Raw genomic sequence first — 25,026 nt, forward strand, 5'->3', positions numbered from 1 at the left:
TCATCTTTTCTGATTTTTGTTTGTATTTGGTGTATCATATATAAGTAGCAATGTGGTTAGTATATACCATCCACAGTCCTACAAGTACTAGTATACTTCCAGCTACTTTTTTAATTTCAACATCAAATTTTGATAGCTTGCTGAGCCGGTCTCCTGACAACTTTGCAGAATAAGCGATGAGTAGCATAGGAATAGCGAAACCCATGGAGTATATTGTAAGGAGCATAGCTCCGTAACTGAGATTACTTTCCAGTGCTACGAGTGTTAATATGGATGCTAGGATTGGTCCTACGCATGGTATCCATATTATTCCCAGTGAAGCTCCTATAACGAGCCCACCTAAAAGTCCTTTTCCTTCATTGTGCATTCTTCCTGTACATTTTGAAAAAAAACCCAGGATATCTTTTTCTATGATCATCGAGATGCCGATAATAATTATAATTATTTCAGCAAGGATTTTAAGTTCATTTATGTATGGCAAAAACAGATTCCCAAAAGCAGAGGCTGCAATGCCCATGATGATAAATGATATTGTAAGTCCTGCAATGATTGCAAGGGGTTTGAGTCTGCTCTCTCCAGTAGAATATGCGAGGACGATTGGAAGAAGCGGAAGCACACATGGGGAGAGTACACTCACTATGCCTGCTAAAAAAGCGGCGATAGGTGTGAGTAAAGTAGCTTCCAGCATTTTTCTCCCTGGTTAATTATTGCCTGTATTCAATTGCTGCATCAAGAACATCTGTAAGTGTCCCCTTAGATGTCAGGCCTATGAATCTTGCCCTGTTCCTGTCAGTAGTTATTTTTCCGTCGGCCCCCATATAGACGTAGCCGTCATCATTGCTTTCAACAATGACGAACATGTCGGGGATTGAGTATATGTTGAAACTGGCAGCCAGTGATCTGGTTTCATCTGCATTTATGTACAGTACAGAAGCTTTACCCTGATAATCATTTGCTATATCTGCAAGAATGGGCTTCTGGACACTGCAGGTTGGACAACGGTTAGTGCCAATTTCCACGAATACAGGTCCCTTTGCAATTGCAACATTTAACTGCTGCACATCGGCAATAGTTGTAAGTGCACTGTCCTCTGCTGTAGTGTTGTTGGCGTCTGAATATCCAGCAACTATGATGAGAAGAAGTATAACTGCTAACGCAGGCAGAATTATCTTGTTCATATTGTTCTATAATTGTTCGTCTGGTATAAAACGATATTGTTTTGCAACCACCATGTTAAATATGCGGTTGTATGCAGGTCTTTAATCAGGGATAATTTAAATCAAAAGGAGTTATTCAGTTACTTTTCAGTATTATCCATTTCAAGAGGATACCTTCTTCTATCTTTTCAGCATCAATGAGTTCAAGTTTTTGAATATCACTTTCAGGGAAACCTTCTCCATCTACAAAAGTTGGTGCACTTTTCCCGCCGATTATCAGGTTTCCGACAAAAATATAGATTTCATCAACAAGGCCTTCTGATATCATTCCCCAGTTAAGCGTTGCTCCACCTTCTACCATTAACCTGTTGATGCCAAGTTTCTTTAGTTCGGACATTGCAACGGTTAGATCAACTCTTTCTTTACCGGCAACGATTATGTCTGCTTTTTTCTTAAGTCCGGATGTTTTTTCGACAGGAGCTGATTCGGATACAATTATTATCCTTTTTCCCTCTCCCTTTTTGAAAATGTCTGCATCAAAGGGAGTTCTTGCATTACTATCAATGATAATCCTCGCAGGATTCTCATCAAGACCTTTTTCAAGTCTTGATTCTCTTAGTTCAGGGGACTTGACTGTTAGGCTGGGATCATCTGCCAGAATCGTTCCAATCCCAACCATTATGGCATCAGATCCTGCTCTGAGTTTATCCATGCGTTTAAAATCTATCTGCCCGGAAATCTTGACCTGTTTTCTTTCCTTTGTGGATATCTTGCCATCTGCAGACATTGCCGAATTTATGAATACGAATGGACGTTCCATCTCAATCACTTGAATAAAAAAGGATTAAGGGTAATTATACCCTGAAATACAATATGCTTCATTCACTGTCTATAACTGCCTTCATGATATTACGATCACGCAGTAGTCCAAGGAATCGCTGGTTAGCATTGACAATTGGTATCTGGTCAATTTTATTCCTCTTCATCTTCAATGCGCATTCGCTGACACCTGAAATATATGCAGCCTTCACGAGTTCTTTGACCATTATGTTCTTCACAGGTATGTCAGGGACCTTCACTCTTGAAACACTGTAATAAATGCTCATGGTATCTCTCATAGATTCCCATGTCCATTCATCATCGTCTGAGCCATTGGACATGTCGGACATTTCTACGGAATCTTCAATCACACTGGCGCTTATGACGTCACGGTCTGTGATTATGCCTACTACCTCAAGGTTACTATCAATTACTGGAGCTGCTTTGGACTTTGCAAGTTCCATTATCCTGGCAGCAACGTTTAGGGGGGTATCTGTCCATATGGGTACTACAGTCGGACTAAGGTATTGTCCTACATGGTCAGTAATGTCCATCTCTGCAATTGAAGCAACAATGTCCGCAACAGACAGAATTCCTACTAGTTTATCATCTTTCACAACAGGTAGTCTTCTGATGTTGTTTGCCAGAAGCATTTTTACTGCTACTATCATATTTGCATCAGGGTCTATTACAAGGGGGTTACGTGTCATCAAAAGAGCCAACTGTTCTTCTTCAGGGTTATTCAGAAGGTTTGCTCTGCTGACAATTCCTACAAGTTTACCGTCTTTTAAAACAGGCACTCCTGACACTTTTTTATCTTTGAGTAATGTATGGACTTCGTCTCTCGAACCAGGTAGGGTAGCATAAGCGACATCCTTCTTCATAATGTCAGAAACTTTAATGTTTTTTGGCATGTTACAACTCCTTTTCCTTACTGTTCCTCTTCGGAGTCTCCCCGTACTACAAGTACAGGTACTTTTGAATTTCTTGTAACCTTTTCAGCTACACTCCCAAGAAGGAATCTGTCTAACCCAGTCTTTCCGAGGGTACCCAGTATTATCAAGTCTATGCTATTATTGTCAGCAAATTCAATTATCTCATGACTTGGGTTTCCTTCAAGGACCACAGTTTCAAATGGAATGCCTGCTTCTTTTGCCAGTTCTTCAACAGACTCGGTTGCAACAGTTGCTTCCTTTTCAAGAAGCTCATACATCATTTCCCATCCGGCATCCATTGGGATTGAAGCAAAAGCTGCAGTATCGACAACATAGCCTGCATACAATTTCGCTCCAGTCAGTTTTGCCAGTTCGATACTGTGCTGAACTGCGTTCTGGTTTTGTTTAGATCCATCGGTCGCAATAAAAATATTTTTATACAGAGTACTTGCCATTATTCCCTCTCCTATGTGATTTTTCCCTGCTTATCTCAATATTGATAATATATCATCAGGTCGCCCTCTCCTAACAATTCCTCTGATTGGGTCTTTTACACCTGTAAGATTATTTGAATTCCCATTAATGATCATTATTTTTGCTGTGTTTCCTTCAACAATAGAACCTGTTGTCTCAAGTCCTAATATTGTTGCACCCATAAGTGTACACATCATAAATACTTGTCTGTCTTCTATTCCAAAAATTTTGGACAACATTTCCATTTCAGCAAACATATTGACTGAATTTAGCATTACATTGTCAGTTCCCACTGCAACTTTAATTCCCTGATCTAGCATTTCAACAACCGGTGCCATACCAACCCCTGTTATGAAATTAGATCGCGGGCAAACTACAATGGGTGTATCCATGTCAGCAACTTCCTTCAGGTCATGTCGAGTTGCCTTGGTCATATGTATTAAGATATCAGGGTCAAGTGAAAATGCTTTTTCTATATCACTTCGACTATTTTCGCCTGCATGGATTGCAAAGGTTTTTCTTCTTTTTAATGAAGAACTCTTTGCTGCCTGGAGAATTCCCATATCAATATCATTTGCCCCGCTCATGCCAAGTCCGTCTGCATGTTCAAGGAGTTCTTCCAGTTCTGCTGACAGCATACTTGTTTCTTTGGTGTTAACAGGTCTTGCATAAATTTTGCCATCAATATCTGACGATTCAAGTGCTTCCTTTAATGCAAGTACTCCTTTTATTCCTCCTTCCCTGAAATCCGCAAAAGTGCATGTACCCGTATCGTTCATGTCCTTAAGCGTTCTTTCCATTGAATGCACCATTTCATTGTGGGGGGTATTGCTAAGTATCCTATGCTTTAATCCGTGAGGAGGTTGCACCAGCTGGTTGAGTTTCCTCTGCACATAATGCCCTGAAACTTCCCCGAGAACAGGGTCTTTGCAGACAGAATCTCCTATGTGGGTATGCGCATTAATGAAGCAGGGTGCAATTATGTTATTTGAATCAGTCCTTTGTTCATGCACTTCTTTAATGATACCGTCTTCAACAACAATGTAACCTTCAATGACCTCTGCTTCAGGTCCGTATATTATTTTTCCGTGGATGGTTTGTGCGCATGACATGGCTAATACTTTATGGTTTTTATTGTTTATAAGCACTTATTAAGAATATAGTGACATTAAGACGTCACATTTATATGTGTGCCACATAGTATTGGGTATGCGCATTGTTAGGTCCTTGCATGAGAGCATGGCAGAGCCTATCTGTGATTGTACAGACAACCTCAATGCGATACACTGGATAGTGCAATAAAGCCTGTCACGAGGGAAACTGGGATGGACAGCGGAAAATCCATAGGGTGATATCCCGGAGTTAGTGCGTCAGACGACAGCATTATCCTACTGATTATTCCTTTTTTAGATTAAATTACATGTTTAAAATGTGTTTTATCAGATGGTGCTGTTAATGTCTTTTAAAGATGCGTTGAAAGAAGTTGATGCCGGAGTTATCATCGATATAGAGGTGACGCCTGGTTCTAAATCACTTTGTGTTCCAAGCGGCTACAATCACTGGAGGAAGCGCATTGAAGTGCGTTTGTCCCAGAACGCTCAGAAAGGTAAGGCCAATGAACAACTTATAGGCATTCTTGCTGATATTTTTGGATTAAGATCATCTGCTATCTCAATTGTAAGTGGTATGCATAATTCAAAGAAATCCCTCCTGCTGGAGAATATTGAATATGTTGTTGTCGTTGACGTGCTGGAAAGCAAATTGCCGAATCATTGTGATTAATCACCCAGGCAAGTGCTCTAATACTTTCACTACGCTTGCCTTCGCTTAATATATTCAGATGACAATCTAGTATCTGAGGTGAAATACATGGATGAATATTTCGGAAATCTGGTAGAAAGAGCAAACTACTATGAACAATTTGAAGAATTCGTTCGTTATTACAAGTAAATATTATCTCCCTGTCGCCAGAAGACCCCTCCGATCCCAAAAAGTTTGCTTTTGATTGCGACAGGGTATTTGCTTGTACAAAACAATTTTAGCTTATTTTAGTTACTATTTTTAGTTATTTGGTCTATTTTAATTTGAAGAGTATTCTTTAATCTGATGAAAGACAATTGTCGGTAAGTATTTCTTAAAAAACGGACCGGATATTTTTATGCAACGGAAACGATTATACTCGAAACGATCATTGAAAGCACCTTTGCTCGTTTACCAGAAAAGGTTGGAAATGGTTGAGAAATTGCTGGATGAATTGCAGGAGTTTATCAGGCAGGATTCAATCATTGTTGTTGAAGGTAAAAGGGATGTTGCCGCACTAAATAATTTGGGTTTGAACGGGGATTTTCGTCTTGCAACTCACCATTCATTAATTAATTTCTGCGAAGAATTATCAAGGACAGGTAGCGATATTATTATTCTTACTGACTGGGATCGGCGGGGAAACATGCTGGCTTCAAAGCTTGTAGAAAACCTGCAGTCTCTGGGGATAACGCCTGAAACAAGAATAAGGGACCTTATTATTTCTCTCGTACAAAAAGAGATAAAGGATGTTGAAAGCCTTCCTGGCTATGTCGGCAAACTAAAGGAAATAACTAAAGCTACTGATGCAAATGACCCTTTTTAGAATCTGTCCTTTTCTTTAATGGTGTTGGGGTTCAAAACTGCGCTCAAATTCAGGGTACAACTCTGACTTATCCATGAGTTCCTCATAGACTTCATGCCTTGGGCTTACAATTACTACGTGAGCCGGAGGGTGTATTTTCCTCAGTTTACTAATTGCTGCGCCTGCATTGTTGTCAAGTTCCACCAACGCCGCTGAGTTGCATTTAGCTTTGAGTGGCACTCCAGCAACACTAACCAGAAGGTTGTCTGCATACACGGGCTCAATACGTTTTGGTTTTGATGCAAACCTCATCCGGCCGTAGTGCTCAAGATCATGTAATGCTACATTCACTTTATCAGCATTATCGCCCCTGATCACGGCAAACGATTTAACTCCAATCCCCATTCCAGAAAATCCCCTTGTATAATTTTTTCATATATTATCTCTTTAATCACGTTTTTAGATTCCCGCATCTTATATGGCTGGATTTTCCAGTCTATGACTAAATTTCCGTTTTTAATCTAATAAACTTTTCTATATGGTGAAGTGTCTAATAAACTTTTGTGTGGGAGTTGCTTATTTCCCCAACTCTTTTGAACGATTTGAGGATTCAATAACGGCGTTCATGAAAGCTGCTCTTACGCCGTTTTCTTCTAATACACGGATGCCACGAATAGTGGTTCCTGCAGGTGATGTAACCATATCTTTGAGTTCTCCAGGGTGCATTTCAGTTTCAAGCGCCATTTTTGCAGCACCCATGACCGTCTGGGCTGCAAGTATCATGGCACTTTTCCTGTCAAGTCCTTCATATACTGCACCGTCTGCCATTGCTTCAATGATGGGAAATATATAGGCTGGACCGCTTCCGGAAAGTCCGGTTACTGCATCCATGAGGTTCTCAGGTACCTGGATAGCGCTTCCAACTGACCTGAATATTGCAAGAGCATCTTCAGCATCTTCTTTTGATGCATTCTTGCCCTGTGTGATGGCAGAAGCAGCTTCTGCAACGGTTGCAGCTATATTTGGCATTACTCTTACAACACGGGTTCCTGTGTTGAATTCTTTCTCGATATCTTCCAGCTTGACGCCGGCAGCAATTGAGATTATCAATTTGTTTTCAGTTACATCATCCTTTATAGATGATATGACCTTCCTGAGTATCTGGGGCTTGACTGCAAGAACGATTACGTCCGAATTGGATACTGTAATCGTATTATCTGTAGAAACATTTACTCCTGAATCCCGTTTCAATTCTTCAAGTGAGGGTTCATAAAGATCACTTGCATACACATCGGAACCTGAGAACAGTCCTGCACCGCATATTCCTTTAATTAATGCGCTGCCCATTTTTCCAGTTCCGATAAATCCCAGTTTTTTGCCGTCAAGACTCATTTTATCACTTAAAATATCCTTATTTTCGTTTGATTGTCACAATATCGCCAAGCGTTGTACCACGATTCAGGCGTTCTCCACTCCAGTCACTATCTCCGCTTCTCTCAGTAAGCTTAATATCAAGTGTCTTTTCGATCTTCTGACGAACATCATCTTCCGGAACTATTTCCTCACGTTCGATCTTCTTGATAAGCGCTGCTTTCTCCTTGATCTTCGAAGCAAGCTGGTCATGTGTCCATTTCTTTCTTTCTCTTGCTTCTTTTATTGCCTGTCCATACTCGTCAACAAGTTCATCCTCTATCATTCCAGTAGTTTTTCTTGGCGGTCTGCGTTGTCCTGTATTTAGTACAGGGCCACGGCTGACTGGTGCAACTTTCTTGGATACTGGACTGCGCTTGCCTGTTGCATTTCCATATTGTGAACATCTTCCACATACTGTAAGTTCACTTCCGTCAATGCTAACTTTAAAAGAATCGCCTCTTATTTCAGAGCCACATATTTCACACTGCATAAATCTTCAACTCATAAAGTATCTAATCTCTCTTTACGAAAGGGCTATATACCCTTTGCACTTAAATATTATTCGGAGACACATGAGCGAAACTAGCGACAGTGAGTTTGAACATAGAAGATACGATTTTACTTCTGTGAACAAGGCAGACTATGATTATGTCGGCTCAGATAGTGAGGAAGACTTTTCCAAATACCTGCTTGATCGTATGAGGCAGCTTGAGTCCAGAAATAGTCTTCTGAAAGAGCAATGTGATCAGATTGAGTCTGAAAAACGTTTTGTTGAGAGTCAGAAGCTCAAATACGAACGTGAGGTACGCAGGCTGCAGGCTGAGATTGATCGCTTGAAGACTGTTCCTCTTGTGGTGGCCACTATAATGGACGTCATTAGTGAGGAAAAGGTGCTTGTAAGGAGTTCAACAGGCCCGCAGTTTATGGTAAATGTATCACAGTACCTTAATGAAGATTCTCTTGTTCCGGGTGCAAAAGTTGCGCTGAATCCGCAGACACTTGCAATAGTGGAGATTATTCCGACAACTGAGGATCCGGAAGTTTCAGCAATGGAGGTATTGGAGTCACAGGATGTTAACTATGAAGACATCGGCGGACTGGAAGTACAGATACAGGAACTGATAGAATCCGTTGAACTGCCGTTGACAAAACCGGAATCTTTCAAGCGTATTGGTATCACTCCGCCAAAAGGAGTCCTTCTTTATGGAGAACCCGGTACCGGGAAGACTTTGCTGGCAAAGGCCGTTGCACACAGGACAGAAGCCACTTTCATAAGAGTGGTCGGTTCTGAACTGATACAGAAATACATCGGTGACGGTGCGAAACTGGTCAGGGAACTTTTTGAAATGGCAAGGAATAAGTCGCCAAGTATTGTCTTTATCGATGAACTGGATGCAATAGCTTCAAGGCGCCTGAATGACACCAACGGTGCAGACCGTGAAGTCCAGAGGACCCTTATGCAATTACTTGCAGAAATGGATGGTTTTGACAATAGGGGCGATGTAAGGATAGTTGCGGCCACAAACAGGCTGGATGTTCTTGACCCTGCTATTCTAAGACCTGGAAGGTTTGACAGGATAGTCAATGTACCAATGCCGGATGCAGAAGCCCGTGAAAATATCTTCAGGATACATACACGCTTTATGGCCGTTGCGGATGATATCGACTATAAGAAATTGGCAAAAATTACAGAAAGTGCAAGTGGTGCAGACCTCAATGCAATTGCCATGGAAGCAGGTATGCTTGCTGTAAGATTCGATAAAGAGTCTGTTAACATGGATGATTTCCTTGAGTCCGTGCAGAAAGTAATGTCAAAAGCAGAAAATAAAAAGGAAGTTCTTCCGGAAGGCATGTTCATTTGAATGTTCCTGCTGGTAAGTTACTTCATTACCTTTTTTTATACTATTTTTTGTGATAATTGCTAAACGTTTTCATATAAAAGATGAGATTCGTATTTTAGGGATAGATGATTCTGCACTTATAAGTGATACTGTCACCATAGTCGGGGCTTTTTTCCGTGGTGGTCTGTGGCTTGACGGTGTGCTTCGTTCTGAGATAACAAGGGATGGCCTGGATGCAACAGACCGTATCATAAAAATGATATGTCAGAGCAAGCACTTCCCTCAAATAAGGGCAATAATGCTTGATGGTATCACATATGGGGGCTTTAATCCAGTTGACATAGTTTGTCTTAACAAAGAGACGAACATTCCGGTAATTGTACTGATGCGTAGTCTTCCCAATTTAGAAGCAATGGAAAGTGCCCTCTCTTTTCTACCTGATAAGGAAAAACGACTGGAAATAATCAAAAAAGCAGGTACTATTAGTAAAGTCATAACAAAGGATGAGTCCAATCCGGTGTTTATTCAGTGTTGTGGGATCAAGCCCGAATTTGCTACTCGAATAGTACAAATTTCATCAACAAGAAGCAATATACCTGAGCCACTGAGAGTGGCTCATTTAATTGCAACAGGAATCATCCTTGGTGAGTCAAGAGGCAAAGCCTGACTACTTGGAACTGTTTACTAGCACTACTCCTTCATTCATGAAAGCGTCTGCTCTTTCCTTTGTCTTTGATTCTGCAAATATTCTGATTATTGGTTCAGTTCCTGATGGTCTGATTAGCACCCATCCGTCGTCATACCAGATTTTAACACCATCTCTTGTATCGACTTCATCGCCTTTTGAGAGCACTTCTATCTTGACCTTTTCCATGGTTTTGGGAAGGTCTTCAGCCTTGATCTTTGTCTTTGAGTTAAAGTACACAGGCACACTTCTGGCAAGTTCTGACAGCTTCTGTCCATTTGCGATAATCTCAAGAAACTTTGCACAGGCCATTGCACCGTCACGGCAGTATTGGTGCTCAGGGAATATTAGTCCTCCGTTACCCTCTCCTCCGAATACTGCATCAGTTTCCATCATCTTACGTGCGACATTGATGGAGCCCACTGCAGTCCATATAAGTTCCACACCTGCTTCTTTTGCAACATCGAGCATGCGTGATGAGGAGCTTACCGGTGTGACAATTGGGCCCTTTTTCCTTTCCAGAACGTATTTTGCCATCATTGCAAGGAGTACTTCTTCCTCTATGAACTCCCCATTCTCATCAAAGAATACTGCGCGGTCTGCATCTCCATCCTGTGCAACACCCATGTTAGCCCCTGATTTTTTTACAATATCTGCAAGCTCTGTAAGCACATCAGGGGTTGGCTCCGGATTTCTCCACGGGAATGTTCCATCTATCTGACCGTTAATTGTGATGACCTCACATCCAAGTTTCTGGAGAAGGAATGGAAGTGTGGCAGAACCTGCTCCACAGCCCGTATCTGTAACAACCTTGAATCTTTTCTCCCGAATAAGCTCGTGGTCTACGGAATTGATTATTCCTTTCATATAGAATTCGTTGGCATTACTGTCATGACGCAGGTCTCCAGTACGTTCCCATGATGCGGCATTGAACTCTTTGGAATAGTAGAGCTTTTCGATTTCTGTTTCTCCCTCTCTTGAAAGCTCACTGCCATCACCTGCTATCAGTTTGATCCCATTATATTCCCTTGGATTGTGAGATGCAGTTATAACTATTCCTGCGTCTGCATATTCTTTTACATAATACTGCACAGAAGGTGTAGGGCATATGCCTACGTCAATTACTGTGAGACCTGCTGAAAGTGCACCGGCAATTGCAGCGGATTTAAGCATCTCTCCTGATGCCCTTGTATCTCTGCCAATTGCAACTACACCTTTTGATCCCATATATGTTCCAAGGCTCCTTGCAACGTCAATTGCCAGTTGCGGAGTTATGTATTCGTTAGCTATTCCCCTTACGCCATTAGTTCCAAAAAATGCCATCATTTATCACCGTTATTAAAAGTATTACATGTATACGTTAAAATCCTATTTTATGTTTTGTGAGAATATGCTTAATATGATATTCTGCATATTGTCAACAAATGGTCAATGAAAAACTGGAATTATTGAAAAAAGGTATATCTGAAAAGGAAAGTGTAATAATTGCCTTTTCAGGAGGTGTGGACAGTTCTGTTCTTGCATCCATAGCTTACAGTGTCCTTGGGAAAAAGGCAGTCGCTGTAACCATCAAAAATCATTCATTCCCCGAAAGGGAACTGGGATGTGCAAAATGGGTGGCTGAAGAGATAGGAATTGATCACATGATCGTTTACCTGGATGAACTGTCATTTCCTCTGATTTCAGAGAACAGCCCTAACAGGTGCTATTATTGTAAGAAAGAGATTATTGGAGTTTTAAACTCCGTTAAGGGTAAACTTGGTTTTAATGTTATTATTGAAGGAAGCAATGCTTCTGATTCATGTTCATACAGGCCTGGGAAGAGAGCGATTGAAGAAGCTGGAGATAAAGTGTATTCTCCCTACATTGAGTTTGATGTTACAAAGGATGAGATCAGGCAGATTGCAAAAGAGCTCAGACTTTCCGTTGCAAGCAAGAGTCCATCTCCGTGCCTTGCTTCACGCTTTCCATATGGGGATGCTCTGACTGAAGAAGGTATTAAAAGAGTGGAAATGGCAGAGGATTTTCTTATCAAACTGGGTTTTGAGGAGTTAAGAGTAAGGGATCACAAAGGAATTGCACGTATCGAGGTTCACCCTGACGATCTGGTCTCATTGCTGGGAATGAGGGAAGATGTAGTTTCATATCTGAAAAGTATAGGTTTTAGTTATGTCACACTTGATATGAAAGGCTTCAGAAGTGGAAGCATGGATGAGATATTATGACCGTTGATGTGATAATCCGAAAAGCAGAGTTGAATGATGAAGACACTATTCAGGTACTGATGTCTACTTATTTTCTTGATATTGAAGGCACCCTGGTAGAAGATTTCTTAGTTGCAGAAATTGATGGCAGGATAGTTGGAGCAGCATGTCTGGAAATTGACAGATTCCCTGTGGTTCATTCCATAGCTGTTCATCCTGATCATTGTGGAAAGGGAATTGGAAGCCAGTTGCTGAAAGCTTTTGTTTTGGGGCTGGATAATGAAAGCTTTCTTTTTACGAGAACTACATCACCTGTGTTTTTTGAAAAAACAGGTTTTGTCATGCTTGATGCTTCTGAAAAAAAAGAACTGTGGGACGATTGCGCAGATTGCAACAAGTTTAATAACTGTAAGCAATCAGTCTTGCGTCTTGATATAAGTAAAAAGGAAAGGTGATGTTCTTGCTGACATTGGGTATAGTTAATACGTATGATAAAATCAAAGTGCTGGATGCTCATTACAGGGCAATAGCAAGGGCTGCACCCATATGTCATGCATTTGGATTCTCTCTTGCTCTTTTTGATTTCCCTTTTAATATGGACGCCGATGAGCTGGTTGATTTTGTTGCAGATAAAACGACAATTGGAGAATCAGGTAAATACTTGAGGATGCTGCATGAAAAGCGTCATTTATTCGTATTTGACCTGCCAAAGAAAGGATTCCAGTCTCAGTTCGGTTCGGTTGTTGTTACAACATCTAAACCTGATAAGAAGTATGCGATGACCCCGGAAACCTTTGCAGATGAGATTATGCACAACAAGTCCTTCTTGGTGCTGGTAGGACTTGGACGTAAAGGTCTTCCAAAAGATCTTTTCAGTCTTGCCAGGTATCATCTTGACATTACTTCCCAGGGTATTTCCCTTGAGACATGTACAGCTATTGGGTGTATACCTGCTTATATTATGGGTATTGTTCATACAAAGAGTTCAGGAAAATAGGCAGGGAGCTTTATTTAGTATCATATGTATACTATGTTGCATGCGTCTGAGCATATTTTATTCAGGGGAATTTGGCAGGAAGGTTGTTGGTAACCTTGTCAATTCGGATAGTTTTTGCGTATCATGTGGTGACCTGTGTGATCATTGCCGGGAACCCAGAGCAAGCTTTGCTCCCATGATAGTGGGTCTTTTCGAACTGCGTACCGATCTTCCTGATTTTGTGGAAGATCCAACTGAGTATATTCCTGGCAACTTACCGCTTACAGATCTCATCATTGCCATAGACCTGCATCCGGATATGTTGATGTCTGTGCCGGATATTGCAGAAATGATGGGTGCAAAGGCTGTTCTCATACCTGTGGATGATTCCCGTCTGGTGCCAGCAGGGCTGACTGAACAGGTAAAGGGCAAACTTGAATCACAGGGTATTGAATGTGAATGTCCAAAACCATTCTGTTCACTTGACATTACAGGAAAACCCTTAATTGATGAATTCGTAAATATGGGATTTGGTCATCCATTGCTAAAGATTGAGACAGACCCTGTAAATGGGATTTTCACTCATGTTGAGGTTCTGCGAGATGCTCCGTGTGGTGCAACCTGGTTCGTTGCCAAGAAACTCAAATGGTCTGACCTGAAGGACTATAAAGAAATAATTTCTTCTACTCACCACTCCTATCCTTGTACTGCAAGTATGGAAAAGGATGTGCAAATAGGTGATACCATATTGCATGAAGCGGGATACATCATTAGAAAAAGTGTTGAAGATGCGATGGAAGGCAAATAAGGTCAAGACTTCCAACAGTCTTCAATACTTATTTTAACTTATCATTCTAATGTAACTTCTATGAGGAGCAAAGTTTCTATTGTACGATGTGATGATTATTCTCTATCCCGAGAATGTGTTGCTGAGGCTCTATCTCTGATTGGCGGTCTGAAACCTCTGATATCTGAAGGTGATCGTGTTCTTCTCAAACCGAATGTACTTGCCGGCCGCAAACCGGAGGAGGCTGTTACCACTCATCCTTCTATTGTCTCTGCAGTTTGTGAGCTTGTAAAAGAAGCGGGTGGTGTTCCTGTTGTCGGCGATGGTTCGGGTATGACTCATCCGGGGGCAACAGCCGAAGCATTCAAGGTATCCGGCATTGAAGAAGTTGCAGAAATCCATAATGTCGAACTCATAAATTTCCAGACCGCAGGTTATGTGGAAATTGGTGTTGTTGATTCTGCTCATTTCCCTAAACTTTACATATCCAAAGCCATAATGGATGCGGATATGATTATTTCTCTTCCCAAATTAAAAACCCATGAGCTGACATATTATACGGGTGCAGTAAAGAATATGTTCGGTGCATTGCCTCTTAGTACTCGCAAAGAAATGCACCTGCTGGCTGACAGGAAGCTGTTTGGAGAGGCAGTCGTGGATCTGTATTCTGTTGCAAAGCCTCATCTTGCTGTAATGGATGCAGTTGTTGGTATGGAAGGTAACGGACCTTCTCGTGGTACTCCTGTGAAAACGGGTTTAATCATGGCATCGTATGATTGTGTATCCCTTGATGTGATAGCTTCTGGTATAATAGGTCTCGATCCAATGAAAGTTCCAACCACAGTTGCGGCGCTTGAAAGAGGTATGGGCGTGAAGTCTCCGGATGTGGTAGGTGCTGATCTGGATGATGTGAAAATGAAATACAAATCATCAAGCGGTGGTCTACTTTTCAACATGCCGAAACCCGTGACTCGTTTTTTTGGCAGGTATTTTGAAATGCGGCCAAAGATAGATACTTCAATATGCGTTCTTTGTGGTGCCTGTGCAATGAACTGTTCTGTCCATGCAATAGAGGAAATTGACGACCATCTTGAGATCAACAGGAAAAAATGTATTATGTGTTATTGTTGTCGTGAACTCTGTCCGGCAAATGCAGTAGAAATAGAGAAGTCTCTGCTGGCAAAAATAATCACAACTGCAAAAAGATAAATGGTGTATACCAGCTTAAAGCTGGCATATTTCACTCTTACGCAGCCAGTCAATGTCAGAGTGGTACAACTGGCGCAGGTCTTTAAGTCCAAGTTTTAGCATGGCAAGGCGACTGACTCCAAGTCCCCATGCAAGAACGGGGTACTTAATTCCCAACGGGTGTGTGACCTCTTTCCTGAAAACACCTGCTCCTCCAAGTTCAACCCATCCAAGTCCATCTACATATACTTCAGGTTCAACACTTGGTTCGGTGTAAGGGAAATATCCTGGTCTGAAGCGCACATCTTCAAAGCCCATTCTGTGATAGAACTCAGAAAGGCATCCGAGAAGATTTGAGAATGACATGTCCTTGTCCATGACAACGCCTTCAAGTTGCTCGAACTCAGGGGTGTGTGTAGGGTCAATGGTTTCTCTGCGGTATGCTCTGTCTATTGAGAACGCCTTGATCGGAGGTTCGGGGTTGTCTGCAAGGTATTTGATAGTTAATGCCGTGGTGTGTGTCCTCAGGACATTCTTGCAGGCTATCTCCTCGCTCCATTTGCTTCCCCACCCTGTGGACTCTGTTTCTCCTCCATGCTCATGCATAGCACATACGTTATCCCTGTACTCTTCAGGAAGTTCTGATGTGCTGGAAAGGTGGAATGTGTCCTGCATTTCTCTTGCAGGGTGATCTTGTGGCTGGAAAAGTGAGTCGAAGTTCCAGAAAGAACTCTGAATTGCCTCGCCTTTGATCTCGGTGAATCCCATATCCAGGAAAATACGTCTCATTTCATCAATAAGGCGCTGGTATGGATGTATCTTTGCTCCATATATTGGTTTTGGAGTAGTGTGTATATTATATGGTCTGAACTTCTTGTTCTTCCATTCGCCGCTCTTTAGCATCTCGGAAGTTATCTGTGCGAATTCTTCCTCAACTACAATTCCTGCTGCAACGAGTTCCATGCCTTTGGACGTGAGTATTATTTTTCTCTGCTTGTCCTCGCTCTTTAGCACAAGTTTACGTTTGATAAGGTCGTTGACGACATTTTTGTCTGCTCCCAGTTCATCGAATGTCTTTTCCTCACCAGCAAATGCGGCAAGAACCTGCTCATCTGCGCTGGGATCGGCATTTCCTGTTGGGACTATCATACCTTTCTCTATGCTTGCCCAACCTTTGCGACGCATCCATCCGGTTGCAATACCAACTACTGCAGGGTTGAATTTCTCTTTAAGTTCATCCATGGACACAGGCTCAGAAATAGCATTTATGATCTGCCTTTCAGGAAGTCCTTCAGCAGCGTATTTCGTTCCTTCATTTGTAAGTTCAAAGATCTCTGTTACAGTTTCCTCTACCTGTGCAAGTTCTTTCTCCTCTAGCAAAAAAGCAGCCTGAATTGCAGTTTCCATCTTCATCTCTGCTTTTTCAGCCAGCTCGCTAGGGCTTGCGTCACTTAAATCCTCCAATGCGATCAATACTTTCTTCTCATTGGGCGTAAGGTTGTACTGTGAGCTCATAATTACACCTGTTAATTAATAATCATAATCCGTATTCATCAAGTCTGTCTTTTGCGACTTCACGCAGTTCCTGATGTTCTTTGAGGAATTTCTCTGTCTTTTCTGCTGCAAGAGCTTTGCAGTTTCCGCAAACCCTGCTCCCTTCACGGCATTCTGTGTATATCTGTGCCAGTTCCTCTTCATCATCCACAAGGTGGAAAAGGAACATTTCATAGACTGAGCACTTTTCCGGTTCGCCGCCAAGTTTCTTCTGTTCTTCGAGGGTCATCCTGCCGCCTGTCTTTGCTCTTTTGACTTTCTTTGCAGCACCCTTAGGGTCTTCTGTAAGTGAAATATAACTGTCTGGCACACTGCTTGACATCTTTCCGCCCTGCAGTCCTGACATGAATCGATGATATGTAGATGATGGTGGTACGAATGCGTATCCTCCGAATTCCAGTTCCACTTCCCTGACGGTCTTCAGGAGTATTTCGAAGTTATCTGCGCTGAATACATCAACATGTCCTTCAAAGAGCTTTGTCTTTCCTGGAATACGTTCTTTTAATTCTTTCAGTGCATCTTCAGGAGCACCCTTGCTGCGGACACTGAAGTATTTGTTCCCATTCTTATCTTCCCGGCCTTCTATCTTGAACATATTCATCTTGTGTCCAAGTCCTCTTGTAAGGCGGATGTGCGGGTCCTGATCAGCGCCAACAGGTATGACAGTTGGCTTAGGTCCGCCGTATTCTTCAAGCTGGGGATGAAGTATATCTGCACTCTGGGTGACTGCACTCAACATGTGTGCAACGTTTGTCTCACCCGTGAATCCGTAGATTGCACTGAGTTCTGAATAGTTTGCCTTGGATGCAAGTTCGAATGCAAGATCCTTTACCTGCTCTGAATCAGACTGAAAGTAAATATGTCCGTTTGGTTCAAAACCAAGCGCAATAAGTGTGATTATATACTCATTTATGCCTATGTCCCTGCATATTTCCCAGGACATCCCTCTGACGGAATGCGCCTCTCTATCTGCAATACCAACAAAAGCATCTCCACCTTGCTGCTGGTGCCAGATTATCTCTTCCATTACCATCTTGTGTCCGAGATGGATCTTCCCGGAAGGCATGAATCCACTCATAACTGAGAATGGTTTATTGTTTTTCATTGCATCAGTGATGAGATCATAGCTGCGGTGTCCGAAAATGATCTTACGGTTCATGAACTTATGAGGATACTCTATCTCCCGGACCATATCATCAAATGGAAGTATTCCGAATTCATCGAATAATTTGGAATAATCATCAATGTTCAATGCGCTCCAGGGGTCGATCTTCATGTTCATATATTGCCTCTTCATCAAATTAAGTTAATATCCATGCTTTTTTTCAGATTGGTATCTGCACATGAAATTGTTAGTAAAAATACCTAGTGATATGTAAATGTTCTTGTCGGGAACTTCTGCTCTGTTGAATGATTTATCTTTATTGTGCAATTCAAAGTAATTCGCAGTTATCGCTCTACCCTAAAAAGAGTCTTTACGTAGCCACCAGTGAGCCTTTATCAAATCATAATAGTTATAATAACAGTATTTATATATTACATATATTCTATATATATATACTATTATATTCTGTGTATTTTGTACAGTTCACGCTAACCACGTGATCAGATACTATATGGAAGTGAGGAATATTAAATGAATATTTTGAATAATATCAGCCTTAAAAGAAAACTCATTGCTTTTGCACTAATATTTTCCATTATACCTGTTGTATTAATGGGTGCATATGCATATCAACAGGTAGAGCAGGCAATCTCTACCGAGATACAGGAGAATCTGGAAAAACAACTAGTTATTGAAAAAACTTATATCGTGAGTACTTTTGAGAGTGCTCAGAACAAAGTAAATGATGATCTCAAAGCTGCTCAGGCGCTAATGGAAACAAAAGGTTCGCCATCGATAATAAATGGAGAACTGGTCTTTGGTGAGGATTATGTTGTAAATGGAAACCACGAGGTGGTAGACAACATCAATTCCATGCTTGGGGATTCTGCTACCATTTTCCAGGTCATGGACGGAGAGGCAATAAGGGTTTCCACTACCAATACAAGGGATGACGGCAGCCGTGCCACAGGAACTCCAGTATCGCAACAGGTATATGATACCGTAGTCGTGGATGGGGATGTATACTATGGAAGAGCATGGGTAGTGAATGAGTGGCACAGGTCTGCTTACAAGCCTATAAAGGACATTTCCGGGAACGTCGTCGGAATCCTTGGTATAGGAGTTGATGAGGATCCATTCTGGCAGCAAATGGAAGAGCAGCTACTAGGCTTGACTGTAGGTGAGACTGGATACTTCTATGTGATGGATTCACAGGGTAATTTGCTAATTCATCCAAACAGTAAAGGCGAAAGTGTGTACGATAATGACTTTATTCAGGAAATACTCACAAATAAAGAAGGTTATGTGGAATACGGATGGGAAGGAAGAGATAAAATTTCAGCATATACATACTACGAGCCTACTGACTGGTATATTGCATCAACAGCATACAAGGAAGAGTTCACAGGTCCTCTGGATGCTATCAGAAATGGCCTGATTGCAGCCGTGTTAATATTCGCCGTGATTGGCTTAGTGATTGGTCTTACCTTTTCAAAATCTATAACAAAACCTCTGGATGAGGTAGTAGGTGTTGCAAACAGTGTATCTGAAGGCAACCTTGCAGTAACGATAAGCAATGATTCAACTGATGAATTAGGGATCCTTTCAAATTCCATGAGAAAAATGGTATCAAATCTCGGGAAGTTAGTTGAAGAGGTCCAGAATGGTTCGATAAGTGTATCTTCTGCAGCCGAAGAAATGGCAGCCACTTCACAGGAGGTAACTGCCTGTTCCAGTCAGATTTCCTCTGCGATCAACAGAATCACCGAAGGCGCTCAGAGCCAATATGTCAAAAGTGATGAGATTGCAAAGGCTATGGCTGATATGACCAGTAATACCCAGAGTATAGCAGAAAAAGCTCAACTTGCAGCAGAGACTGCAACTACTGCAAGCAATCTAATTCAGGATGTCGGCAATCAGTCGGAAAACCTGATCTCACAGATGAATGTGATACAAACATCATCAATGGTTTCCGCTGAAGTTATCAGGGAGTTAGATCAAAAGTCTGCTCAAATTAGTGAGATTGTCAGCATAATCACTAGTATTGCAGATCAGACTAACCTCCTTGCACTTAATGCAGCTATCGAAGCTGCAAGGGCAGGAGAACATGGAAGAGGGTTTGCCGTAGTAGCCGATGAAGTTAGAAAACTTGCAGAAAACTCCGGAGATGCTGCGCATCAAATATCAGATCTCATTGGGGAAATACAGGAAGGTACTCACAAGGCTGTTGAATCCGTGGAGAGCAGCGTCAGTTCTGTAGGTACAGGTGTAATTGCACTGAACGAGACAGTAGCTGCGGTCAAGAGAATAGTAGAAGGCGGGGGAAAGGTTGCAAGGATGGCTGAGGATATTGCTGCGGCCGCGCAGGAACAATCTGCATCCATTGAAGAAATCACGGCTTCCGTTGAAGAGGTATCTACGATATCACAGCAATCTGCAGCAGAAACTCAGGAAACATCTGCAGCCATTGAACAGCAGACTGCTTCTATGGAAGAGATTGCAACATCAGCACAGAAACTTGCAAGCTTGTCTGAGGACCTACAGGACGGTATTAAGATGTTCAAACTGGGTTCTAACGAAGCTATTGATGGTTAGATCACCTCGTCCTGAAAAGAAGGATGCATGGCACAATCCTTCTCTTCTTTTTTTTATTTAGAGCAAACTTACATACCAAATCAGCAGATTATATTCGTTTTTTGAATTGCCCACATATGTCGCCCAAGGCAGGATTAATTTTGAGAAATACATTTAAATTTCATTATAGCTCATAGTAAATATTTCATACTATCAACTCGGATTATGGACATTCGATTTTAGTTCCCAGTTGTGGGGATGAATGTGGATTTGGTAATGGTATAACTATATTTGATTTTGGAGCATTGTTCTTTGGTCCAGTAATCATATTTAAAATCTATTCAGCCCGCAAGTACGGAGGTAATTCTCTTCCTGTGAATATATCGATGTAGGTCTTCAATTTGTGAACATACTTCGTCAAAAGGACGAATTCAAAATTCATCGAATTGTTTGGAATAATAATCAATACTCACTGCATTCTGGGGTTCATGTTTAAAGTTTATATAGGGACTCTTCATCAAATTAGGTTAATATCAATGCTTTTTTTCAGATTGCTATCTGCAAATGAAATTGTTAAGTATACCTATTGATGTGTAAATTTTCTAATCATGGACATGAGTTAGTTGATGAATCATTTGTGCATTTAGTTCATCCGTAACTCTATATAAAAGACATCACGTCAGCACAAAATATTTGAGTATTGGATGTGTTTAACATAATGAGGTCACCTGCATGGATGAAAGATTAGTATTGCCTGCTGCAATTTTTTTCTTAATAATTGGGTCATACAATCTCTATCATACATGAAAAAAAAGGAAAGCTATATTCCAGTCATTGTTGCTTTTTGATGTTTGTTGTCACATTGATGATGTATTTTGATCCTATATTGGGTACGCTCTGTTTCTTTCTTTCTTTCTATGATAATCATGGTTTCTAAATGGCCTGCGATAAAACAATACCAACAAAGGAGGATACTTGTAAGCTTCAATAAAAATGACCATTCAAAAGAACTAAAAATAAAAGAGATTCTTGTTGGCAATAAGCTATTGAGGAAACTGGCCTTGGAATATGGTGCTAAAAAGGCAGCTTTAATCTATTCGTTGTGGATCGGTGGTTCTATTTTCGTAGTATTAAACCATATGCGAGTAATGAATAGTCCCATTAAGCCATATTTGTAATTTATAGTGATTTTTACCACTACCGATCTGGTTTTTTCTTACTATCAAATGCATGGTTATTTCAAAAAATTCCTTGCAATGAAAGAAAACGTTCCTGAAAAAAGATATTGATAAACCGAGTTACACGTTCAGTTTATCTATTGGATACGGTTTTGATGCTTCTTCCGGTATCATCTCAACGAATTGAAGATACTCTGGCTCCTGCATCAAGCATGTGCTTCGCTGACCTCTGAAATGCTTATCCTTGCGTATCTTCGTCCATATGTCCTTTATGGAACTGTCTTGAATGTTTCCGTAGTGCAAAGGAATGTACGGGCACGCTTTAACCAGACCGTCAACACATACATGCATCCATCTCTGGCCTGCCATACACCCAAGCATCTCTCCTTCAAAGTATGTGTTTGAAAAGATACGAGGTCCGCCTTTGGTTGAATTGATGCGGTGATGCATTTCAAGCACTTTCTGCCTGTCATCATCGCTGATAATTGCATCATCCTTTCTCTTTGGAACTGATTCCCACAGGGAGAACTCATGAACGCCGATGTCCCTTGCGAGTTCATACATTGCAGGCAGTTCATCTATATTCTTAGGTGAAACATGGGTTGCCATTGTAACGAGCAGTCCTGCTTCAAGTCCCATTTTCATGGCATTTGTAGCCATTTCGAATGCTCCGTCCAAACGACGGACAGCATCGTGTTTTTCGGATTCAGTGGAATAAATGCTCACCAATAGATTGTGTAGTCCTGATTCCTTGAGGCGTCTTGCGTTTTCAGGTGTCATCTCTGTACCTGGGGTGTACATGTTAACGATAGCACGCTCTTTATCTACGTAATCGATAAGCTCGTAGATGTTTTCGCGAAGCATGGGGTCGCCTTCGGTAAAAACGATAACTATTGCACCCATATCAAGCACATCATCTATTGTTCTTTTTATGGTTTCAATATCAAGGTCACCTTCTCCTCCGCTGACCACACAGTGTTCACAATTACATTTGCAATTGCGTGTGATTTCAAAGGAAACGGTCTCAGGGATGTATCTTCCAAGTGCTATCTGTGTTTCTGCAAGAAGCAGTCTGTTGAAGGCTTTGCTTGGGATGGGTGGCAGCCACGTGGATGCAATAATCTTATCGTCATCCACAAAAGCAGGTTTTTCCTCTTTCAGCCTTTCATTGATCCTTTTCAAAAACGGAGCACATGCTTTTCGTAAAGGCCCATGTGCTTTAAGATGGACAAAATCAGCTTTTTTATCCATTTTGATTGAAAGTCCGGGTATTGAAACCAATGTAATGTCTTTGTTATCTGAATCTTTTTGATCGACTTTCATTTATTCTTCCCCAAGGGTTGTACGCCTATCGAGGGAGAATACATCAGCTTCCTTACCTATAACAGATTCGGATGAATAGACAAATATGCCTTTATCAGTTATCACATATGGGCGAAGCACTTCATCATGCTTTACGCCTCTCATTTTCAGTATCTCAAGGAATCTGATCCTTTCTCCGTCAATCCTGTTGACCTTAAGGCAGATAACTCCTTCGGCAAGGTATTCTTCGACGCTGAAATTCTCAGGATCTTTGTTAATCTCACTTGTAATAAGTGTGGTGCAATCAAAGCTCTCAACATTCTTAATGAACTCAAGGATAATATGTCTTACATCTACAGGATTTGGGGATATCTTTAGAGATGTCAGTGAATCGATGAACAGGCGTTTAGCTTCAATTTCTCTGACACTTGCATATATCTGTTTCAAAACGGTTTCCAGGGTTGCATTCTCATGGTCTCCTTCTTTTTCAGGTTCCATGGTCTTTTTTATATATCGGTCGTATGCAATTGGGTCGGCTCTTATTATGCGGAGTTTATTTTCTTTGGTGAGACGTTCCATATCCCATCCATGTCTCCACATATTTCTCATAATGCGTGCAGGTGTCTCTTCAAACGTGACGTAAACTCCTGGCTCGTTGTAATTCATAATTCCTGAATATAGGTACTGTGAGCCAAAAGTAGATTTTCCTGCACCGGGTCCTCCTGTAAGGAGAACTACGTCGTTTTCAATGAACCCACCTTCTATAAGCTCATCAAATCCTGGTATTCCTGTGGGTACTCGTGCCATATTTTTCCTCGAGTAATTATTTTCGAGTATTTTAATATAAATACGGCCAATTAATATATAATAATTGCTTTTAAAAAAAAAGAAAATAGATACCTGTTGTCAGGTATCAGACCTTTTCGGCGAATGCAAGGGTTCCGCTGATTCTCTTGATTCTTATCTTGAGAGTCTCTCCCTTTGCAGCACCTGGTACGAATATAGTGAACCTATCCATCTTTGCAATTCCGTCACCTTTGGAGCCAACAGCATCGATACGAACATCGTATTCTTTGCCTTCTTCAATGGCGTCCTGTTTGACAGGTGCAGTAACACGTCTTTTCTTCACAGGTCTATGTGCACCACATGCAGAACACTTTAGCACCATGATACGGTCCATTTTAATAAGTTGTGTGTCAGGTCTTTCACATTCAGAACACATGACAAATTCTTCGACATATGCCTCGATGTTAGCCTTGATCTGTTCTTTTGAGAACCTTCCCTGAAATATTGCTCTCATACCATCAATTTTGCCTGCAGTACCCATTTCACGTGTAAGATACTTCATCACGTGATCAGGCTCTCTGTTCAGGACATCTGCGATGTTATTGAAATTGTCGAGGATCGTGGTCTTACCTTCCACCATAATTTTAGGTTCAGGGATTACGAAACGGGCATCCGTAGTCTCCATGTCAGGTAAGTTTGCTATTGCACGATCCAGAAGCGCTTCGTAATCTTCCATCTTTATCCCTCGTTGTTATCTTCTTTTACTGCACAAGTTCCTGTCCTTGATCGACTACGATCCGGATAGGGGTTGGTAGTTTATGGCCTGCTTTTCTAAGTGCATCCTTTGCCACTGCAAAGTGCTCTTTGTTTACGGAAATTGTAAATATTTTCTGGCCCGCTGATACTCTTGCTGCAGTTCCTACGTTCTTTCCATAAGCACCACGCATTCCACTGGATACACGGTCTGCACCTGCTCCTGTAGCCTGCTTGTTCTCTCTGAGAACCTCATGTGGGTAAACTCTCAGTTTTATGTGGAAGCCTGTTCGTCCTGCAGCGTTTGTCATTGCACGGTTTGCAGTGATACGCGCAGCTTCAAGTGACTTGTGTGTGAGTTGGCATCTTTCATTTGCTATAAGTGTGACCTTTACCGGAAACTCGGCACTCCTGTTACCCATGTCGTAGTGAATGACCTGGCTACCAGGGACACCACCCATATACTTCCTTCTGGTGAATGAGCGTTGTCTTACGTTCCTGTACATACTTGCTGGTTTTCTTACCATGAATTAAAATCTCCTTGAATCGATTATTGCAATAAAGCGTGATACTATATATATCATCACTGGTTTTCGCATCTGGATTTGTACCTAAATTGATATGTGCTTATTTGTATTTGTTGATGTTGCCTATCAACAATATAGATTAATCTCGATGGCTGTCCTCATA

27 protein-coding genes are annotated in these 25,026 nt (G+C 41.4%); 11 read left to right on the forward strand and 16 right to left on the reverse strand.

The window, feature by feature from the left end; genetic code table 11:
* Positions 1–34: 34 nt before the first annotated feature.
* The 6 genes from QZZ23_RS03610 to QZZ23_RS03635 all read right to left on the reverse strand — a co-directional run bounded on the left by QZZ23_RS03610 (position 35) and on the right by QZZ23_RS03635 (position 4,497).
* Positions 35–688: a cytochrome c biogenesis CcdA family protein gene (locus tag QZZ23_RS03610; RefSeq protein ID WP_292466897.1), complete on the reverse strand. Its 654-nt coding sequence runs from the start codon at positions 686–688 to the stop codon at positions 35–37.
* A 16-nt stretch (positions 689–704) separates the two neighbouring features.
* Complete coding sequence (locus tag QZZ23_RS03615) at positions 705–1,178, reverse strand: thioredoxin family protein (protein ID WP_292466898.1); 474 nt, start codon at positions 1,176–1,178, stop codon at positions 705–707.
* Between the two features lie 115 nt (positions 1,179–1,293).
* Positions 1,294–1,977 (reverse strand): 2,5-diamino-6-(ribosylamino)-4(3H)-pyrimidinone 5'-phosphate reductase, encoded by a 684-nt coding sequence (locus tag QZZ23_RS03620; protein ID WP_292466899.1) that lies wholly within the window; start codon positions 1,975–1,977, stop codon positions 1,294–1,296.
* A 58-nt stretch (positions 1,978–2,035) separates the two neighbouring features.
* Positions 2,036–2,890 (reverse strand): CBS domain-containing protein, encoded by an 855-nt coding sequence (locus QZZ23_RS03625; RefSeq protein ID WP_292466900.1) that lies wholly within the window; start codon positions 2,888–2,890, stop codon positions 2,036–2,038.
* A 17-nt stretch (positions 2,891–2,907) separates the two neighbouring features.
* On the reverse strand, positions 2,908–3,366 hold the full coding sequence (locus QZZ23_RS03630) for a universal stress protein (RefSeq protein WP_292466902.1): 459 nt from the start codon (positions 3,364–3,366) through the stop codon (positions 2,908–2,910).
* 30 nt (positions 3,367–3,396) lie between these two features.
* A complete protein-coding gene (locus QZZ23_RS03635) occupies positions 3,397–4,497 on the reverse strand; it encodes an amidohydrolase family protein (RefSeq protein ID WP_292466904.1) in 1,101 nt (366 codons plus the stop codon).
* A 334-nt stretch (positions 4,498–4,831) separates the two neighbouring features.
* Between QZZ23_RS03635 and QZZ23_RS03640 the strand changes: the two genes are divergently transcribed.
* Positions 4,832–5,167, forward strand: a complete 336-nt coding sequence (locus tag QZZ23_RS03640; protein WP_292467191.1) for a DUF167 domain-containing protein — start codon at positions 4,832–4,834, stop codon at positions 5,165–5,167.
* Positions 5,168–5,576: 409 nt separating this feature from the next.
* Positions 5,577–6,011 (forward strand): toprim domain-containing protein, encoded by a 435-nt coding sequence (locus QZZ23_RS03645; RefSeq protein WP_292466906.1) that lies wholly within the window; start codon positions 5,577–5,579, stop codon positions 6,009–6,011.
* Positions 6,012–6,026: 15 nt separating this feature from the next.
* Here the strand turns inward: QZZ23_RS03645 and QZZ23_RS03650 are convergent, their stop codons facing one another.
* From QZZ23_RS03650 to QZZ23_RS03660, 3 genes are all read right to left on the reverse strand, one after another.
* The gene (locus QZZ23_RS03650) at positions 6,027–6,395 is read right to left on the reverse strand and encodes a DUF356 domain-containing protein (RefSeq protein ID WP_292466907.1); all 369 of its coding nucleotides are present in this window, start codon (positions 6,393–6,395) and stop codon (positions 6,027–6,029) included.
* A 171-nt stretch (positions 6,396–6,566) separates the two neighbouring features.
* Positions 6,567–7,382, reverse strand: coding sequence for a pyrroline-5-carboxylate reductase (gene proC, locus QZZ23_RS03655; RefSeq protein ID WP_292466910.1), 816 nt, complete (start codon positions 7,380–7,382; stop codon positions 6,567–6,569).
* 19 nt (positions 7,383–7,401) lie between these two features.
* Positions 7,402–7,893: a multiprotein bridging factor aMBF1 gene (locus tag QZZ23_RS03660; protein WP_292466912.1), complete on the reverse strand. Its 492-nt coding sequence runs from the start codon at positions 7,891–7,893 to the stop codon at positions 7,402–7,404.
* 82 nt (positions 7,894–7,975) lie between these two features.
* Between QZZ23_RS03660 and QZZ23_RS03665 the strand changes: the two genes are divergently transcribed.
* Positions 7,976–9,265 carry a proteasome-activating nucleotidase gene (locus QZZ23_RS03665; protein ID WP_292466914.1) on the forward strand — a complete coding sequence of 430 codons (1,290 nt, stop codon included), beginning with the start codon at positions 7,976–7,978 and terminating at the stop codon, positions 9,263–9,265.
* Between the two features lie 55 nt (positions 9,266–9,320).
* Positions 9,321–9,911 carry a DUF99 family protein gene (locus QZZ23_RS03670; RefSeq protein ID WP_292467193.1) on the forward strand — a complete coding sequence of 197 codons (591 nt, stop codon included), beginning with the start codon at positions 9,321–9,323 and terminating at the stop codon, positions 9,909–9,911.
* Here QZZ23_RS03670 and glmM read toward each other — a convergent pair whose 3' ends face one another.
* Positions 9,912–11,252 carry a phosphoglucosamine mutase gene (gene glmM / locus QZZ23_RS03675; protein WP_292466916.1) on the reverse strand — a complete coding sequence of 447 codons (1,341 nt, stop codon included), beginning with the start codon at positions 11,250–11,252 and terminating at the stop codon, positions 9,912–9,914.
* Between the two features lie 101 nt (positions 11,253–11,353).
* Here glmM and larE point away from each other — a divergent pair, with 101 nt between their 5' ends.
* From larE to QZZ23_RS03700, 5 genes are read left to right on the forward strand one after another with little or no spacing between them, the layout of a single operon-like run.
* Complete coding sequence (gene larE / locus QZZ23_RS03680) at positions 11,354–12,154, forward strand: ATP-dependent sacrificial sulfur transferase LarE (RefSeq protein WP_292466918.1); 801 nt, start codon at positions 11,354–11,356, stop codon at positions 12,152–12,154.
* A complete protein-coding gene (locus tag QZZ23_RS03685) occupies positions 12,151–12,588 on the forward strand; it encodes a GNAT family N-acetyltransferase (RefSeq protein ID WP_292466920.1) in 438 nt (145 codons plus the stop codon). The genes larE and QZZ23_RS03685 overlap by 4 nt, the downstream gene beginning before the upstream one ends.
* A gap of 5 nt (positions 12,589–12,593) precedes the next feature.
* A complete protein-coding gene (locus QZZ23_RS03690) occupies positions 12,594–13,130 on the forward strand; it encodes a DUF531 domain-containing protein (RefSeq protein ID WP_292466921.1) in 537 nt (178 codons plus the stop codon).
* 40 nt (positions 13,131–13,170) lie between these two features.
* Positions 13,171–13,917 (forward strand): DUF166 domain-containing protein, encoded by a 747-nt coding sequence (locus QZZ23_RS03695; RefSeq protein WP_292466923.1) that lies wholly within the window; start codon positions 13,171–13,173, stop codon positions 13,915–13,917.
* Positions 13,918–13,977: 60 nt separating this feature from the next.
* Positions 13,978–15,105 carry a DUF362 domain-containing protein gene (locus tag QZZ23_RS03700; protein ID WP_292466925.1) on the forward strand — a complete coding sequence of 376 codons (1,128 nt, stop codon included), beginning with the start codon at positions 13,978–13,980 and terminating at the stop codon, positions 15,103–15,105.
* A gap of 15 nt (positions 15,106–15,120) precedes the next feature.
* On the opposite strand, the gene QZZ23_RS03705 is transcribed toward QZZ23_RS03700, so the two are convergent.
* Both QZZ23_RS03705 and QZZ23_RS03710 read right to left on the reverse strand, forming a co-directional pair.
* Positions 15,121–16,599: a phenylalanine--tRNA ligase subunit alpha gene (locus tag QZZ23_RS03705; RefSeq protein ID WP_292466926.1), complete on the reverse strand. Its 1,479-nt coding sequence runs from the start codon at positions 16,597–16,599 to the stop codon at positions 15,121–15,123.
* A gap of 22 nt (positions 16,600–16,621) precedes the next feature.
* On the reverse strand, positions 16,622–17,920 hold the full coding sequence (locus QZZ23_RS03710; RefSeq protein ID WP_292466928.1) for a tryptophan--tRNA ligase: 1,299 nt from the start codon (positions 17,918–17,920) through the stop codon (positions 16,622–16,624).
* A 354-nt stretch (positions 17,921–18,274) separates the two neighbouring features.
* Here QZZ23_RS03710 and QZZ23_RS03715 point away from each other — a divergent pair, with 354 nt between their 5' ends.
* Positions 18,275–20,338 carry a methyl-accepting chemotaxis protein gene (locus QZZ23_RS03715; RefSeq protein ID WP_292466930.1) on the forward strand — a complete coding sequence of 688 codons (2,064 nt, stop codon included), beginning with the start codon at positions 18,275–18,277 and terminating at the stop codon, positions 20,336–20,338.
* Positions 20,339–21,234: 896 nt separating this feature from the next.
* The gene (locus QZZ23_RS03720; protein WP_292466931.1) at positions 21,235–21,495 is read left to right on the forward strand and encodes a hypothetical protein; all 261 of its coding nucleotides are present in this window, start codon (positions 21,235–21,237) and stop codon (positions 21,493–21,495) included.
* Between the two features lie 120 nt (positions 21,496–21,615).
* Here the strand turns inward: QZZ23_RS03720 and QZZ23_RS03725 are convergent, their stop codons facing one another.
* The 4 genes from QZZ23_RS03725 to QZZ23_RS03740 all read right to left on the reverse strand — a co-directional run bounded on the left by QZZ23_RS03725 (position 21,616) and on the right by QZZ23_RS03740 (position 24,863).
* The gene (locus tag QZZ23_RS03725) at positions 21,616–22,818 is read right to left on the reverse strand and encodes a radical SAM protein (RefSeq protein ID WP_292466933.1); all 1,203 of its coding nucleotides are present in this window, start codon (positions 22,816–22,818) and stop codon (positions 21,616–21,618) included.
* Positions 22,819–23,604, reverse strand: coding sequence for an ATPase domain-containing protein (locus QZZ23_RS03730; protein WP_292466935.1), 786 nt, complete (start codon positions 23,602–23,604; stop codon positions 22,819–22,821).
* Between the two features lie 106 nt (positions 23,605–23,710).
* On the reverse strand, positions 23,711–24,319 hold the full coding sequence (locus QZZ23_RS03735) for a translation initiation factor IF-2 subunit beta (protein WP_292466937.1): 609 nt from the start codon (positions 24,317–24,319) through the stop codon (positions 23,711–23,713).
* A gap of 25 nt (positions 24,320–24,344) precedes the next feature.
* Positions 24,345–24,863 (reverse strand): 50S ribosomal protein L16, encoded by a 519-nt coding sequence (locus QZZ23_RS03740; protein ID WP_292466939.1) that lies wholly within the window; start codon positions 24,861–24,863, stop codon positions 24,345–24,347.
* Positions 24,864–25,026: the final 163 nt, after the last annotated feature.

The sequence above is a fragment of the Methanolobus sp. genome, assembly GCF_016278385.1.
Classification (GTDB): domain Archaea; phylum Halobacteriota; class Methanosarcinia; order Methanosarcinales; family Methanosarcinaceae; genus Methanolobus.